The organism is Lachnoclostridium sp. An14, from assembly GCF_002160755.1.
Classification (GTDB): Bacteria; Bacillota; Clostridia; order Lachnospirales; family Lachnospiraceae; genus Lachnoclostridium_A.
This window is the reverse complement of record NZ_NFLE01000014.1, coordinates 24841-41152: the sequence shown is the minus strand read 5'-3', so window position 1 is coordinate 41152 and position 16312 is coordinate 24841. Positions and strand designations below refer to the sequence as shown.

At 56.0% G+C, this 16312-nt stretch carries 13 protein-coding genes; all 13 read right to left on the bottom strand.

What is annotated here, in order from left to right; genetic code table 11:
• Window positions 1-80 precede the first annotated feature (80 nt).
• Window positions 81-3821: a carboxypeptidase regulatory-like domain-containing protein gene (locus B5E84_RS20835; protein ID WP_143469202.1), complete on the bottom strand. Its 3741-nt coding sequence runs from the start codon at window positions 3819-3821 to the stop codon at window positions 81-83.
• Between the two features lie 308 nt (window positions 3822-4129).
• A complete protein-coding gene (yihA, locus tag B5E84_RS09755; protein ID WP_242963336.1) occupies window positions 4130-4768 on the bottom strand; it encodes a ribosome biogenesis GTP-binding protein YihA/YsxC in 639 nt (212 codons plus the stop codon).
• A 19-nt stretch (window positions 4769-4787) separates the two neighbouring features.
• Window positions 4788-7100 carry an endopeptidase La gene (gene lon / locus B5E84_RS09750; protein ID WP_087222172.1) on the bottom strand — a complete coding sequence of 771 codons (2313 nt, stop codon included), beginning with the start codon at window positions 7098-7100 and terminating at the stop codon, window positions 4788-4790.
• A gap of 132 nt (window positions 7101-7232) precedes the next feature.
• The gene (gene clpX, locus B5E84_RS09745; RefSeq protein ID WP_087222170.1) at window positions 7233-8531 is read right to left on the bottom strand and encodes an ATP-dependent Clp protease ATP-binding subunit ClpX; all 1299 of its coding nucleotides are present in this window, start codon (window positions 8529-8531) and stop codon (window positions 7233-7235) included.
• Window positions 8532-8565: 34 nt separating this feature from the next.
• Window positions 8566-9147 carry an ATP-dependent Clp endopeptidase proteolytic subunit ClpP gene (clpP, locus tag B5E84_RS09740; protein ID WP_087222168.1) on the bottom strand — a complete coding sequence of 194 codons (582 nt, stop codon included), beginning with the start codon at window positions 9145-9147 and terminating at the stop codon, window positions 8566-8568.
• A 66-nt stretch (window positions 9148-9213) separates the two neighbouring features.
• Window positions 9214-10500 (bottom strand): trigger factor, encoded by a 1287-nt coding sequence (gene tig / locus B5E84_RS09735; protein ID WP_087222166.1) that lies wholly within the window; start codon window positions 10498-10500, stop codon window positions 9214-9216.
• Between the two features lie 92 nt (window positions 10501-10592).
• Complete coding sequence (locus B5E84_RS09730; RefSeq protein WP_087222164.1) at window positions 10593-10841, bottom strand: hypothetical protein; 249 nt, start codon at window positions 10839-10841, stop codon at window positions 10593-10595.
• Between the two features lie 120 nt (window positions 10842-10961).
• A complete protein-coding gene (locus B5E84_RS09725; protein ID WP_087222162.1) occupies window positions 10962-11516 on the bottom strand; it encodes a DJ-1 family glyoxalase III in 555 nt (184 codons plus the stop codon).
• A gap of 166 nt (window positions 11517-11682) precedes the next feature.
• Window positions 11683-12138 (bottom strand): HD domain-containing protein, encoded by a 456-nt coding sequence (locus tag B5E84_RS09720; protein ID WP_087222160.1) that lies wholly within the window; start codon window positions 12136-12138, stop codon window positions 11683-11685.
• A 4-nt stretch (window positions 12139-12142) separates the two neighbouring features.
• Window positions 12143-14794, bottom strand: a complete 2652-nt coding sequence (locus B5E84_RS09715; protein WP_087222158.1) for a valine--tRNA ligase — start codon at window positions 14792-14794, stop codon at window positions 12143-12145.
• Between the two features lie 35 nt (window positions 14795-14829).
• Complete coding sequence (locus tag B5E84_RS09710) at window positions 14830-15033, bottom strand: DUF6472 family protein (protein WP_087222156.1); 204 nt, start codon at window positions 15031-15033, stop codon at window positions 14830-14832.
• Window positions 14999-15544, bottom strand: coding sequence for an NAD(+) diphosphatase (locus B5E84_RS09705; protein ID WP_162612838.1), 546 nt, complete (start codon window positions 15542-15544; stop codon window positions 14999-15001). The genes B5E84_RS09710 and B5E84_RS09705 overlap by 35 nt, the downstream gene beginning before the upstream one ends.
• A 445-nt stretch (window positions 15545-15989) precedes the next feature.
• Window positions 15990-16202 (bottom strand): FeoA family protein, encoded by a 213-nt coding sequence (locus B5E84_RS09700; RefSeq protein WP_087222153.1) that lies wholly within the window; start codon window positions 16200-16202, stop codon window positions 15990-15992.
• Window positions 16203-16312: the final 110 nt, after the last annotated feature.

Genomic DNA, 16312 nt, shown 5'->3' with positions numbered 1-16312 from the left:
CTGCCATTATATCATAGGAAGATTCGGCGGACAATATTGGGCGCCGCAGCATTGCGATATGCTACGGCGCCCTTTGTCTTTTAGGTTTCCTCCGTTGGTTCTATTTCTGATTCTTTTAGCTCGGTTTCAGAGGGATCTTCGGAAACTGGCTCTTCCGGCTCTGTCGGTTTTTCTGGTTCCTGGCTTTCCGGCTCCTCCGGTTCAGACACCTCGTCCAGGTCTCCTTCCTCCTCGGAAGGTTCCCCGGCGTCTGGATCGGATTCCGCATCCGGGTCTTTCCCAGAATCCGGCTCCAGTTCTTCCTCATCTTCCCCGGCATCTGGTTCCAGTTTTCCTGTTTCAAGGTTCTCTTCAGCCTCCGGTTCTTCCGGCTCTGCGCCGTCGTCCGGTTTCTCTACCGGGTTCGCCGGTTCTTCGCTATCCAGGACGGTATCCGGTTTCTCATCGTCATCGTCCTTGTCCAGGTCTGTCTCCGGCAGATCAGATGGGGTTGCCATCGGTTCCTCTGGGATCTCCAGGCTTAGGAGCAGGGCGTTTGTTTCCTGGGGGATTACAGTCAATGTGACGTCAAATACTGCATTGCTCTCGTTTGTTTTATCAATCGTCACTTCTTTCGTATGCGATTCACACATATTCTCCCCTACGTAAATGGAATCCATATTAAGCATATAGGTTCCATACCACAATTCTGCCTTAAACGTATCCCCTTCTTTTTCAAGACTACCAAAATGATGGTTATCTAACCAATACTTGCCTTCCACCATATCGAAATAGACTTCCATCGTATCCGGAATATCTCCATCGCCCGTCTTGATATTGAATGTAACCGGATATTTCTCTATTTCCAAATTAATTTCATGAACGAAATCCCCCAGGGAAGTGGGCACTGCATTCGTTTCCTTCGTAACATATCCGTCCGCAGAAACACGCATGGAGTACTCTCCCTCCGGCAGCTCACATTCAAAATATCCCTCTGCATCAGAATACATCGTTTCCACTAACTTCCCGCCGCTATAGAACTCTACTTTCGCATCAGGAACGTACCAGGAGCGATCTTCCGAACATATGGTATATCCCCGGACACCACAGTCGATCCCCGACTTCCGGTATGGCTGAAGGTTCCATCTGCACTCAGCGGTCCCGCTCTCTGGTATCTCTACAGTAGTGACATAAGTCTCGTAGTAATCTGCACGCACCCATACCCGGTATATGCCAGGATCCAGCCGGTTCTGATTCACACAATACCCATCGTTTTTCGTGTAGACGCTGTCCATCACATCCTCTGCCAGTAGCCATACAAGAGCCTGGGGAATCGGTTTTCCGGTTTCCGCGTCTGTCACGTAAGCCTCCCATCCGTCTGATACCATTGTCTGGGTTTTCACCATTGTGGCCTGCAACTTTTTCTCCGCTCCATCCGTGATTTCCAACGGTATCTCCACATCGTCATATCCGTCTGCGGATATAAGCAGCGTATACGTTCCATCCGTCAGATACATAGCCCCTTTGCAAAGACCATTCCCATCGCTGGTGGCCTCCTCCAGGATCTCTGTCTCCCCATCCCTCCGGACTTTTACTGTGGCATTGGGAATTGCAGTATTCGTATTCTTTTCATAGATCTGAACCGACCACAACGCAGTTCCAATGGGCTGCAGCGGAACCTTTAACACGTTTTCCTTATCCTGTTCTATGGTTAATGACGTTTTATACGTGCTATACTTTTCTTTCGACACAGTGAGGGTATACGTTCCCTCCGTCAAATCCTTCCCCTTGCAGAATCCGTTTTCGTCGGTCGCGTATTCCAGCAGCAGCACATCATCCTGCAAAATATTCACCGTTGCTTTCGGGAGTGCAAGGCCCGTACTAGAGTCTGTAACCGTAACCGACCATCCCCCCTTCGGTTTCTCATCAGGAGTCAGCTTTACCACCAGATCCGAGACCCCTCCAGACTGGGACATCACATCCATCTCACAGGGCACGTAGCCATTGGAAGTAACCCGGATTTTGTGATCCGTGCTCACCAGGGAAAGGCCTCCGAAACGGCCATCCGCTCCCGTATAAAGGACTTCCGGGATGGAGCCGTTCCAAAGCAGCTCGACCCGCGCCTGGTCGATGGGATCACCGGTTTCCGCATCGATGACCGTTCCTTTGTAGCTGTAGTTGATCTCCCCCTTACGGGTACATTCCTTTACGATTCCGGTCTCCTCAATGTGGATAGAGCGCGGCGGATCCGGTATATCAAACAGCGCCCATTCTGCGCTGAGCACCTTGCTCAATTCCGCATACACACTGCCGAGAAAATGAAATTTTCCATCAAGACAGAACTGAAAAAGACCTCCCGGTATGGGTTTCGCTTCCCCGTCTAATCCAATTCCTATCTTGCCGCCCACATCCGACAGCTTTAAACCCAGGAACGAAAGGGGAAATCCCGCCACAAACATCAGACGCGCACTGCCATACAGCTCCAATTCATTTAAAGAGGGGTCTGACTCAAACAGAGGAGTCCACTCCCCATCCTCTTCAAGGGTAATTCCGGCTTTTAAATCAAAATGGCCTCCAATGGTACCGCCGCCTTCCAGACTCGGTTCCAGCCCGATGGATACGCCTGCTAAAAAACCCGGTATGGAACCAAAGGGGATTTTTATCTCTCCTAGTGGAATCCTCTCTCTTTTATTATCGGGATCGAAATCCGTCTCCTTCAAAGCGGAAAACATCAGATCTGCCTCGGCATCTATCTCCATCGTACATCGTTCAATCTGAAACTCCCCGTCTATCGTTTCCGCCTGGTAATCATAAAATATGCGGTTCAGCAGAAAACTTCCCTCAACCTTGATCCCGTTATTCGAGTACGTGAGGGCGATCGGGCCTCCTATTCCATGAAAGGTTCCGCTTTCCCTGCTCCTGGCCATCGCCCTGGCCGCAGGCTGTACCGTCACTCCCTCCGCAGGGATGAACTCTCCCCCTGTCTCCACAACGCCAGAGATGTGGATAGAATCCACCACTTCCTCCAATAAGGGCTGCTCATAGTGCACCACAGCCCCGGAATCAGTCTCTTCCACGCCGGTCACCCGAATGGCGATATCATTCCACGGGGACTCCTCGTCGTGGAGAATGCGGATTTCTCCGGCTTTCCAGTTCTGCACCTCCGCCTGGTCGGGAACCGTCACGATGCCGGCCTCCGGATCGTCGGCAAACTCCAGGGTCTGCATGGTGACGCTGCTGTCAAATTCTACGCCCTCATACTCCGGGAAGGTGATGCTGCCCTGGTTTCCGGAGCCGGAGCTGCTGCCGCCGGAACTTCCCCCGGAGTGGCTACCGCCACCGCCACCGCCGCCCCCACCGCCGGAACCTCCGCCGGAACCTCCGCCGCTGAAGGGATTGGCGGCGCCGTTTCCAGCCGCCAACGGGGCGGTCAGAATCCCCTTTCCTTCCACGTACTGCACCACGCCGTCCACCGTCCATTTGCCGTCGGCGTTGACCTCATAGCCGTCCGGGGTGGTGCAGTTTGCGTACATTTTTCCCTCTGTGTCAAAGAGATAGCAGTACCCGTCGATCCACGCCCACTGACCGGTCAGAGCCCGGCCGAAATAGCCGTCATGGGCCATATTCAGGAAATACCAGGTCTGACCGTCCAGATGCCAGCCGGACTGGAGTTTTCCATTGTCATCCAGAAGGTATCTCCCCGTCTCGTCGCTGACCCATCCCTTCTGCCGCACTCCGTCCTGCTCATAATACCAGTCCGTACTCTCCTGTTTCCATTCGCCTGCATAGGCTACGTTCTGAAACAGCATGGTGCAAATGAGCATCCACACCAATATTCTCATTTTTGTTCTTGCTTTCAGATACAATTCCTCCCTTTTTGGCAGCCAGTGTTCCGTTTTCCTCTGTCCTCCTTTTCTCTCTGACACTGGTTCCGTAATTTTAAAAATTTTCAGACTATTTCCGTCTGTGTCCCTATATTTTAGAATATCAGAACCTTGGGGACTGCGCAAGCAGATTACCCCCCCCCCGGTATTTTTCAGCGATTTTTGTAAAATATGCACAAAAAAACAGGGCCCCCGCGGCGGCCAAATGACCGGTCTCCGCGGTTTCCCTGTCTCTCTCTTTCCTTTTCTCCTGTTTTCCAGCCGTCCTATTTCTGGTTTTCCCCCGTTTCGGGAGCCTCAGCCGGCATTTCCGGTTCCTCCGGTTTCAGATAGGACTCCAGATACTCCCAGATCTCCTCCCGCCCCTGCTTTGTCTCCGCGGAGAAGGGGATGATCAGGCCCTCTTTCTCCATATTCAAAGTGGTGCGGATCAGCTTTACCTGCTTTGCCACCTGGCTGCGCTTGATCTTATCCAGTTTGGTGGCGATGATGATGGGGTGGTAGCCGTTGTCCACGATCCAGTCGTACATCATCCTGTCGTTGGCGGAGGGCTCGTGGCGGATGTCGATGAGGAGGAATACGCATTTCAGCGCTTTGGAATTCCTCAGATACCGCTCGATCATTTTCCCCCACTTGGCCTTCACCTCCACGGACACCTTGGCGTAGCCGTAGCCGGGCAGATCCACGTAGTACATATCCTTATTGATCAGATAAAAGTTGATGGTCTGGGTCTTTCCCGGCTGGGAGGAGGTTCTGGCTAAGGACTTCCGGTTCATCAGCGCGTTGATCAGGGAGGATTTCCCCACGTTTGATTTTCCCGCGAAGGCAAACTCCGGCAGCTCGTTTTCCGGCAGCTTGCTGGTGATGCCGCACACGGTCTCCAGCTCGGCGCTCTTTATGATCATGTTCGTTCTCCTCTCCTGTTTACACAAATGCTTCCCGCAGCACATCCTCCATGGCCTTCACGTAAACGATCGTCAGGCCTCCGGTGATCTCCCTGGAGAGCTCGGAAATGTCCCTGCGGTTCTTATCCGGCACCAGCACCTTTTTCATGTGGGCCATCTTCGCCGCCAGCACCTTTTCCTTTAAACCGCCGATGGGCAGTACCCGGCCCCGGAGGGTGATCTCCCCGGTCATGGCCACCTTGGCGGACACCTTTTTCCCGGTTACGGCGGAGAGCATGGCCGTGGCCATGGTGATGCCGGCAGAGGGGCCGTCCTTGGGCACTGCCCCCTCCGGGATATGGATGTGAATGTCGTGTTTCTCAAAATACTCCTCGTCCACCCCGTACTCCGCGCTCACGGAGCGGATGTAGCTGAGAGCCGTCTGGGCGGACTCCTTCATCACGTCTCCCATCTGGCCGGTGAGCTTTAGCACGCCCTTTCCAGGCATGACGTTCACCTCGATCTGCAGGGTGTCCCCTCCCACGCTGGTCCAGGCCAGGCCGCGGACGATACCCACAGCGTCCTCCTCGTTGGCATCCTCAAAGGATACCCGCTCCTTGCCCAGGTATTTCTCCAGCTGGGCCTCGGTGACGTGGACGGAATCCCGTTTCTCCTCAATCACCTGTCTGGCCGCTTTCCGGCAGACGTCGCCGATGCGCCGCTCCAGGCTGCGGACTCCCGCCTCCCTGGTGTAGTTGTGGATGATTTTCTTCAGGGCCTTGTCGGAAATGGTAAACTGGCCTTCTTTTAAGCCGTTTCGCTCCATCTGCTTTTTCACCAGGTACTCCCGGCCGATGTGGAACTTCTCGTTCTCCGTGTAGCTGTTGATCTCGATCAGCTCCATGCGGTCCAACAGGGGGCCGGGGATGGTGGCGGTGGTGTTGGCGGTGGCGATGAAGAACACGTTGGACAAGTCGATGGGAGTCTCCACGTAGTGGTCCCGGAACTTCACGTTCTGCTCCCCGTCCAGCACCTCCAGCAGGGCGGAGGCCGTATCTCCCTTGTAGTCGCTGCTCACCTTGTCGATCTCGTCCAGAAGCATCAGGGGATTGGCCACCCCCGCCTGCCGCAGGCCGTCCACCAGGCGGCCGGGCATGGCGCCCACGTAGGTCTTCCGGTGGCCGCGGATCTCCGCCTCATCCCGGATGCCTCCCAGGCTGATGCGGACGTATTTCTTATTCAAGGCCCTGGCCACAGAGCGGGCGATGGAGGTTTTTCCCGTTCCAGGAGGACCCACCAGGCAGAGGATGGTGCTACCCTGCTTTTTCGTCAGGGTGCGCACCGCCAGATACTCGATGATCCGCTCCTTCACCTTTTCCAGGCCGTAGTGGTCGTGGTTTAAGATCTCCTCCGCCCGTTTTAAATCCTGGTTGTCCTTGGACATCTTGTTCCAGGGCAGCTCCAGCAGGGTCTCAATGTAAGTGCGGAGCACGTTTGCCTCCTGGCTGCCGCTGGGCATGGTCTTAAAACGGCTGATCTCCTTGCGGATCTTTTCCTTTGTCTCCTTGTCCGCCTTCAGCTGCTCCAGCTGCCTCTCGTACTCGTCTCCTTCCGTGCCGGGGCTGTCCTCCCCCAGCTCGTCCCGGATCACCCGCAGCTGCTCCCGCAGGATGTAATCCCGCTGGTTCTTGTCAATGGCCTCCTTCACCTTCATCTGGAATTCCCGCTTGATCCGCACGATGGAGATCTCGTCCATGAGGGCCTTTAACACCCGCTCATATTTTTCCGTCACAGTCATGCTCTCCAGGATGGTCTGGCGGGCCCGGTACTCGAAGGGCAGCTGGACCGCCGTCTCCTCCAAAAGCTCCTCCAGGTTATTGGTTCCCAGCAGGGCGGGGAGAATTTCCTTGGCCGCCCGCTGGTTTTCCTTTCCGTACTCCTCCAGCTTTTCCTTCAACACCCGGCTCATGGCCTCGGCGGTGAGGTAGTCCAGATCCTCCTTCTCCATGGGAAGATCCTGGATCTCTCCCATCAGCATGGGCTCGTCGGAATCCAGGCACACCAGCTCTCCTCTGCCCATGCCGTCCACCATCACCCGCACGATGCCGCCGGGGAGTTTTACCAGCTGTTTTACCATGGAAACGGTGCCGATGGGGCAGAGCTGATCCACTGTGGGATCCTCGATCTCCGGATCCTTCTGGGCCGTGAGAAAGACCTTCTGGTCTCCCACCATGGCCTTCTCCACCGCCTTCACCGACTTCTCCCGGCTCACGTCAAAATGTATGGTCATTCCAGGAAGTACCGTCAGGCCCCTCAGGGCCACCACCGGCATGGTTATGTTTCTTTCTTCCAATCTGTTTCCTCCTCCTGTATCCAATATATCTCATACGCAAAATGGGAGCGGCGCTCCCATTTCACGTGAACATTTCCTCTGTTTTATTTTACAGGACGTCCAGACGGCCGCCCTCGGTTTCCCTCTGCCGCCTTAGGCGATCTCCCCTGTCCTGTCCTTTTTCAGGCGCTGGCCAAAGGCTTTTCTGGGAACGGCCGTATCCCGGTAAACGATCTCCGGCTTTCCCGTCTTTTCCACCACGTCCCTGGTGATGGTGCAGATTCCGATGGTGCTGTCGGAGGGGATCTCGTACATCAGATCCACCATCACCGACTCCATGATGGCCCGCAGGCCTCTGGCTCCGGTCTTCCGCTCCACCGCCAGCTCCGCGATCTTCTCGATGGCGTCGGGGGTGAACTCCAGCTTTACGTCGTCCAGCTCAAACAGCTTCTGGTACTGCTTGGTCAGGGCGTTCTTCGGCTCCGTGAGGATCCGCACCAGGGCCGCCCGGTCCAGAAGATTTAAGGACACGGTCACCGGCACACGGCCGATAAACTCCGGAATCAGGCCGAATTTCACCAGATCCTCCGGCAGGGCCTGATGGAGCAGCTGGTCGATGTCCATGGTGTTCCGATCCATGATCTCCGCGTTAAAGCCGATGGAGCTGGTGGAAATCCGTCTCTCCACGATCTTCTCCAGCCCGTCGAAGGCTCCGCCGCAGATGAACAGGATGTTGGTGGTGTCGATCTGCAAAAGCTCCTGGTGGGGGTGCTTTCTGCCTCCCTGAGGCGGAACGCTGGCCACCGTTCCCTCCAGGATCTTTAAGAGGGCCTGCTGTACGCCCTCGCCGGACACGTCCCTGGTAATGGAGACGTTCTCCGACTTTTTCGTAATCTTGTCGATCTCGTCGATATAAATGATGCCGTACTCCGCCCTGGCGATGTCATAGTCTGCCGCCTGGATGAGCTTTAACAGGATGTTCTCCACATCCTCGCCCACGTAGCCCGCCTCGGTGAGAGCCGTGGCGTCGGCGATGGCAAAGGGCACATTTAAGATCTTCGCCAGCGTCTGGGCCAGATAAGTCTTTCCGGAACCGGTGGGGCCTAACATCAGAATGTTGCTCTTTTGCACGTCTACGTCCATGGTTTTCCTGGATGTCACTCTCTTGTAATGGTTGTAAACCGCTACGGAAAGAACCTTTTTCGCCTCGTCCTGGCCGATGACGTACTCATCCAGAAATTCCTTGATCTCCTTGGGTTTCATGAGGTTGATGTCGTTTACGTCAAAGCCATCCTCCTCACCGGCCAGCTCCTCCTCCAGAATCTCCGCGCACAGATCAATGCACTCGTCGCAGATATACACATTTCCGGAGCCGGCGATCAGCTTTCTGACCTGGTCCTGCGTTTTCCCGCAGAAGGAACAGCGTATCTTGTCCTCTATCCTGCCTGGCATATTGCTACCTCGCTTTTTTCAAATTAAAATCATCTTACCGGCTGGTGATGACCCGGTCGATCAGGCCATAGGCCATGGCCTCCTCCGCGGTCATGTAGTGATCCCGCTCTGTATCCCTTGCGATCACCTCGTAGGGCTGGCCGGTGTTGGCCGCCAGGATCTCGTTTAACTTCCGTTTCGTCTGGAGAATCTTCTCCGCCACGATCTGGATCTCCGTGGCCTGGCCCTGGGCGCCGCCGGAGGGCTGATGGATCATCACCTCCGCGTTGGGGAGCGCCAGGCGCTTGCCCTTCGCGCCGCCTGCCAGCAGGAAGGCGCCCATGCTGGCCGCCATGCCGATGCAGATGGTGGAAACGTCACACTTGATATACTGCATGGTGTCATAGATGGCCATGCCCGCCGTCACGGAACCGCCGGGGCTGTTGATGTAAAGGCTGATGTCCTTGCCCGGATCCTCAGACTCTAAAAACAGCAGCTGGGCCACGATCAGGCTGGCGGACACGTCCGTCACCTCCTCGCCCAGGAAAATAATGCGGTCTTTTAACAGCCGGGAGTAAATGTCATAGGAACGCTCCCCGCGGCTGGTGGATTCAATAACATAAGGTACTAAACTCATCTTTATTACCTCCCGTTAAGAGAAAGGGCTGCCGCAATCCTTTGTGTGCAGCAGCCCGTAAAAATCTTATGCTAACTTTGCTTCTGCTACCAGGAAATCTACGGCTTCCTGTACAGCAAGATCTTCCTTCATGCTGGCGATCTCCGCCTCGCCCATGTAGCCCTTTAACTTCTCCGGCTCCATCTTGTAGGCTGCTGCCATCTTGCCGATCTCCTCATCTACCTTCTCGTCAGAAACCTGGATGTTCTCAGCCTTCGCAACTGCCTCAAGCACCAGTCTGGTCTCGATTCTCTTGACCGCCTGCGGACGCATCTGCTCCTTGATCTTGTCGATGGTCATTCCGGTGTACTGCATATACTGATCTAAGGAAATGCCGTGGCTCTGCATATTGCGGGCATACTCATTTACCATGTTGTCCAGCTGGGCGTCGATCATCGGCTCCGGGATCTCCATGGTGGCGTTCTTTACAACAGCCTCTACTACGCGGTTCTCATTCTCCGTAGCGGCCTGTTTCTCCTTCGCCTCCGCCAGTTTCGCTCTCACGTCAGCCTTGTACTCCTCCAGGGTCTCAAACTCGGAAACCTCGCCGGCAAACTCATCGTTTAACTCCGGGAGCTCCTTGTACTTGATCTCCTTTACCGTTACCTTGAACACGGCCGGCTTTCCTGCCAGCTCTGCCGCGTGGTACTCCGTGGGGAAGGTCACGTTTACTTCGCACTCCTCGCCGGCGTTCTTGCCGATGAGCTGCTCCTCAAAGGTGTCGATGAAGGTGTGGGAACCGATGGTCAGGGGGTAGTCCTCGCTCTTGCCGCCGTCGAACTGCTCTCCGTCCACATAGCCGTCAAAGTCGATCACCACCTGGTCTCCGTCCTGAACGGCTCTGTCGTCCACGGTCACCAGTCTGGAGTTCTGCTCCTGTACCTTCTTTAACTCTTTCTCCACGTCCTCGTCGGTCACTTCCGCGCTGGCCTTTTCTACTTCAACGCCCTTGTACTGGCCCAGGGTCACTTCCGGCTTTACGGCAACCGTAGCGGTGTAGATGAAGTCCTTGCCCTTCTCGATCTGCACCAGGTCGATCTCCGGTCTGGAAACGATGTCCAGTCCGCTCTCCTTGGCAGCGGCGTCGTAGGACTGGCCGATGGCCTCATTGGCAGCGTCCTCATAGAACACTTCCGGGCCGTACATTTTCTCGATCATGGCCTGCGGCACTTTTCCTTTTCTGAAGCCCGGCACATTGAATCTGTTTTTATTCTTTTTATAGGCATGGCCGATGGCCTCGATAAACTTCTCTGCCGGCACCTCCACCGTCAGCTTCGCCATATTCTTCTCTAATTTTTCTACCTGTAAACTCATCTCGTGGGTTCCTCCTTGAAATATATGTGAACCGCCTTCCATCAGGGCGTTGCACCTCAAGTTTGCATTATATCATACTACTTTGGTAAATATCAATAGGAAATTGCCTTTTTCTCGCTAAAAGTCCTTATTTTCCGGGCTTTCCAGACGTTGTTTTTTCCGGACATAAAACGGACATGACCGCTAACGCGGTCATCACGAATCATGAAAGCCAGATGGCTCCACGCCTGCGGCGTTCCCGCCATCTGCCGACGGTATTCGAAATACGGGCTATCGCCCTCCTTTCTCATACCGTCTTGCCCGTCTGATGCCGATATATCTGTGCGTGCAAGCACGCCCATCTATATCGTCGCCATCCGGGGCTTTCACAGTAAAATTCCGAATACCGGAAAGGAACCGCCGTCCCTCTCATGGTATCCGGAATTCTTCCATTTTATACCTTTATCCCTGCTGTTCTCCGCTTATACCTGGTCGTACTGGATGGCCGCCTTGATTTTAGCCGCCGCCTCCGGGGAATCCAAAAGCTTTAAAAGCTCCAGGCCCAGATCCAGGGCGTAGCCCAGTCCTCTGGCCGTGGTGACGTTCCCGTCGGTGACCACGCCCTGTCTGGTGTACTCCGCTCCCGTCAGCTTGTCCTCAAAGCCCGGGAAACAGGTGGCCGTCTTTCCCTCCAGGATTCCCAGTCCGCCCAGCACGGACGGTCCGGCACAGATGGCCGCCACCCGCTTGCCGGCCTCATACGCCTGCACCAGGTGCTCTCCCAGCTCTTTGCAGGCAGCCAGATTCGGGGCTCCGGGAAGTCCTCCCGGCAGGAAGAACACGTCTCCGTTCTCCCAGTCCACATCCTTTAACAGGCAGTCCGCCTTTACGGTGATCTTGTGGGAGCTCACCACCTCCAGGCTGTCGGTGATGGACACCAGGTTCACCTCCACACCGCCTCTGATCAGCACATCCGCAACTGCCAGGCACTCCACTTCCTCCATGCCCGGAGCCATAAACGCATATACCTTTGCCACAGTCAACAACTCCTTCCATCCTATATTTTCCGCATCGTCCCGGACCGCGCCGGGACCTCGCCTTGATTATAGTATACCCCGCGGGAAAAAGCAACCGCCTGGCCGGATGGCCGGTGGGTTGGCAGGTTCCCTCGGGGTTTTCGTCACAGTTTCACGCCGCCTGGTTTCAGACGCCGGGATCCTCGCCCGTCTCCAGGATCCGTCTGGCCCTGGCGTACTTTTCCCGCCAGCGGCGGATCTGCTCCTCAGAAACGAAGGCGCAGCCCGCCAGCCTGGTCTCGTCGCTGTTGTGGGCTAAGTCGGCCAGTTTCACCGCCTTTGCCACAGGATTTTCCCGGATGGCCCGCACGTAATCAAAGTAGTCCGTTCCCTCCTCGTGGGTTAAGAGCCGCAGAGCCTCTGTCACCTCTTTCGGAAACTCCTTTTCCAGCTCCTCCAGGGTGACGGGCGTGTCCTCCACCACGTCGTGGAGCAGGGCCACGCAGACGGTAATCTCGTCTGTCATCTGCTCCGCTAAGTGGAAGGGATGAAAAATGTATGGCAGTCCGCCGGTGTCCGTCTGTCCGTGATGGGCGGTGTAGGCCAGTTTCATGGCTTTGTTTGTAAGCGCGGTATAGATCATGGTTTTATTTCCCCAGCTGGCTCAGGCGTTCCTTCACCTGCTCCATCATGTGCGTGTATTTTTCCAGTTTCGCCCGCTCCTCCGCTACTTTTGCTTCGGGGGCGCGGCTCATGAATTTTTCGTTGTTCAGCATTCCGTTGACCCGGGCCAGCTCTCCGGCCAGGCGTTTCTCCTCCGCCTGCAGCCGCTCGATCTCCTTCTCAATGTCCACCAGCTCCGCGAAGGGCAGGTAGATATTGGCCTGGGGGATCACCGCGGAAACGGCGTCGTCGCCGATGCCCGCCTTATCCTTCTGCAACAGGACCTCGCTGGCGTAGCCCAGGGTGGCGAAGAACACCTTGCTGTGCTCAAAGATGGCTAACAGCTCGTCGTTTTCAGACACCACGTACACCTTCGCCTTCTTGCTGGGGGGCACGTTCATGGAGGTTCTCACGCCGCGGATGGCGCGAACCGCCTCCTTGATGGTCTCCACCGCTTTCTCCTCGGCGGCGAAATCCCACTCCGCCCGGTACTCCGGCCATGCGGAAATCATGATGGACTCCTCCTCATCCTGCAGGTTGCAGAAGATTTCCTCCGTGATAAAGGGCATGAAGGGATGAAGCAGCTTTAAGGACTGGATCAGCACCGTCTTTAAGGTCCAGATGGCCGCCGCCTTGGTGGCGTCGCCGTCGCCCCAGAGACGGGGCTTTACCATCTCGATGTACCAGTCGCAGAACTCCTCCCAGATGAAGTCGTAGACCTTCTGGAGGGCGATTCCCAGCTCGTACTTGTCCATATTCTCCGTCACGTCCTTCGCCAGGCGGTTCACCTTGGAGAGGATCCACTTGTCGGCCATGGTCAGATCGCTCATTTCTGCCGTGCCTTCCGGAGCTTTTTCAATGTTCATCATGATGAAACGGCTGGCGTTCCACACTTTATTTGCAAAATTGCGGCTGGCCTCCACTCTCTCCCAGTAGAAACGCATATCGTTTCCGGGGGCATTTCCCGTCATCAGGGTCATGCGCAGGGCGTCGGCGCCGTATTTTTCCACTACCTCTAGGGGATCAATGCCGTTTCCTAAGGATTTGCTCATCTTCCGTCCCTGGGAATCCCGCACCAGGCCGTGGATGAGCACGGTGTGGAAGGGAACGGTTCCCGTCTGCTCCAGGGCGGAGAACACCATGCGCACCACCCAGAAGAAAATGATGTCGTAGCCGGTCACCAGCACGTCGGTGGGGTAGAAATACTTCATCTCCTCCGTCTGCTCCGGCCAGCCTAAGGTGGAGAAGGGCCACAGGGCGGAGGAGAACCAGGTATCCAGGGTATCCTCGTCCTGGGTCATGTGGGCGCAGCCGCACTTCGGGCATTTCTCCGGCTGCTCTCTGGCCACCACCAGCTCTCCGCACTCATCGCAGTAGTAGGCCGGGATGCGGTGGCCCCACCAGAGCTGTCTGGAAATGCACCAGTCCCGGATGCCCTCCAGCCAGTGAAGGTAGGTCTTTCCAAAGTTTTCCGGCACGAATTTCAAATCGCCGGTGTGCAGGGCCTGGATGGCAGGCTTTGCCATCTCCTCCATCTTTACAAACCACTGCTGCTTGACCATGGGCTCTACGGTGGTCTTGCAGCGGTCGTGGGTGCCTACGTTGTGGGAGTGGGGAACCACCTTTACCAGCAACCCCTGCTCCTCCAGATCTGCCACCATGGCTTTTCTGGCCTCGTAGCGGTCCATGCCGAAGTATTTGCCCGGCACGGAAATGGTGGCGTCGTCGTTCATCATGCAGATCTCCGGCAGGTTGTGGCGGCGCCCCACCTCAAAGTCGTTGGGGTCGTGGGCCGGGGTGATCTTCACGCAGCCGGTTCCGAACTCCTTGTCCACGTACTCGTCGGCGATCACCGGGATCTCCCGGTCTGTGAGGGGCAGGCGCAGGGTCTTTCCGATTAAATCCTTATACCGCTCGTCCTCCGGGTTTACGGCCACGGCCGTATCTCCCAGCATGGTCTCCGGGCGGGTGGTGGCGATCTCCACAAACCGGCCTTCCTCCCCGACGATGGGGTAGTTGATATGCCAGAAATATCCGTTCTGCTCCTGGTGCTCTACCTCGGCGTCGGAGATGGAGGTCTGGCACACCGGGCACCAGTTGATAATGCGGGAGCCTTTATAAATGTAGCCTTTCTCGTACAGCTTGATGAAAACCTCCTGTACGGCCTTGGAGCAGCCCTCGTCCATGGTGAAACGCATCCGGTCCCAGTCGGGGGAAACGCCCATCTTGTACATCTGGCTCACAATGCGGCTCTCATACTCCTCTTTCCACTTCCAGGCCTCCTTTAAAAAGCCCTCTCTGCCCAGGTCGTGCTTGTCAATGCCTTCTTCCTTCAGCTTGTTGATGACCTTGACCTCCGTGGCGATGGCGGCGTGATCCGTGCCTGGCTGCCACAGGGCCTCATAGCCCTGCATCCGCTTGTAACGGATTAAAATGTCCTGCATGGTATTGTCCAGGGCATGGCCCATGTGCAGCTGGCCCGTTACATTGGGCGGCGGCATCACGATGGTGAAGGGCTTTTTCCCTTTCCGCTCCCCTTCCTTCGCGTCTGCGTGGAAGTATTTTTTGTCCAGCCACTTCTGATAAATGCGGCTCTCAATCTCTCCTGGAGTGTAGGTTTTTTCCAGTTCTTTCATGGTCGTCTCCTTTTGTTTTCCTATTTTTATATGGTTTATATCTGTTTTCTCACAATGCGGTACTCGTCGTCCAGGCGGTAGAAGGGGCAGTCAAACTGCCGGCCCGCCAGAAAATGGGCCATCTCATCCTCGTCCAGCTGGGCTTCACACACGTAATAGCCGTAGTCCTCGTCGTAGACGTAGTTTTCACAGCTTTCACAGCTGCTACTCTCTCTCCGGCAGGAACTGTCTCTTTTCATCGGCGCTCCTCCTGATCCCTTCCGGGTCCTCTAAATACGCCTCCAGAATGCGGTAGGCGATCTCGCTCCCCTTCAGTTTCTCCAAAGCCTCCTTTGCCGGCACCCAGACGGCGGAATCCACCTCGGTGGAAAGGTTTAAATCCACCTTGTCTCCAAATCCTACATAGCCCAGCATCAAAAGCTCCTTCTCCGGGATGGCAAAGCTGCGGACGCGGCTGATGGAATCCAGCTTTACGCCGATCTCCTCCTCCACCTCCCGGAAGGCCGTCTCCTCCGCCGTCTCCCCCGGCTTTATGTATCCGGCCACCAGCACGTAGTTGTTTTCCATAATGTAGTCCTGGCGCAGCAGGGCCACCTCCTCAAACTGGTTGACCGCCAGGGTGATGATGCAGGGCGCCGGATGCTCATACCAGGCAATGTCACAGCCGTCGCAGAAGGGCACTTCCCCTTCGTCCCACATCTTCCGCATCCTCAGTTTTTTCCCGCATTCCGGGCAAAATTTATACAGCATATGCCTCTCCTTTCCTGATGGCAGCGCCGGTCCGGTCCACACGGGGCGCGCCGCGGCGCCGGTTCGCGCCAGGGCCATTTCCTTTCACAGGGACGCAAAAGAAAACACGTCCTGATAAAAGGAAAAAGCCCTCTGCACGCAGCATCTGCGTACAAAGGGCGAATCATCGCGGTACCACCTTTGTTTCTGCCGTCCTACCTTGAACCGGCAATCTCTTTTAGTCCTGTAACGGGGACCATCCGGGAACGGCTGATCACGCAACGCCTGATTTCACCGCCCAGCTCCAAAGCTACCTTCGGCCTCTCCTCCCCGGCGCGCCTTCCAGCCTGTGAGCGCCCCTCTCTGTCGGGATCGGAAGACTTACTCCTCTTTTTCCCAGCCTGTGGTCTATTCTTTCCCTATCATATAGAGTTTGGGCCGGTTTGTCAAGCCTTGATCCGCGGTTCTACACCTTAATCCGGGCAGCCACCTCGCCGCTTAAAGCGATGCGCCTGGTTCCGGTGCCGATGATCAGGCTACCGGCGCGGTTCTGGATCACGCTCACCGTGGTCCCCACCTCCACGCCCCGGATTCTCAGAAACTCCAAAAATTCCGGGATGCCAAGCATCCATTTGATCTCGCAGCGCTCCCCCGCCTTTGCCTCCGACAATGATTTCATAACGAATCCCTCCTCCATCCAGCATAGGACGGAGGAAGGATATTAGTCAAGGGTAATTCTCTCCTTTTCCGGCCGGAACCGTTTCGCGAACCGTTTTCCCACCGCTCCCG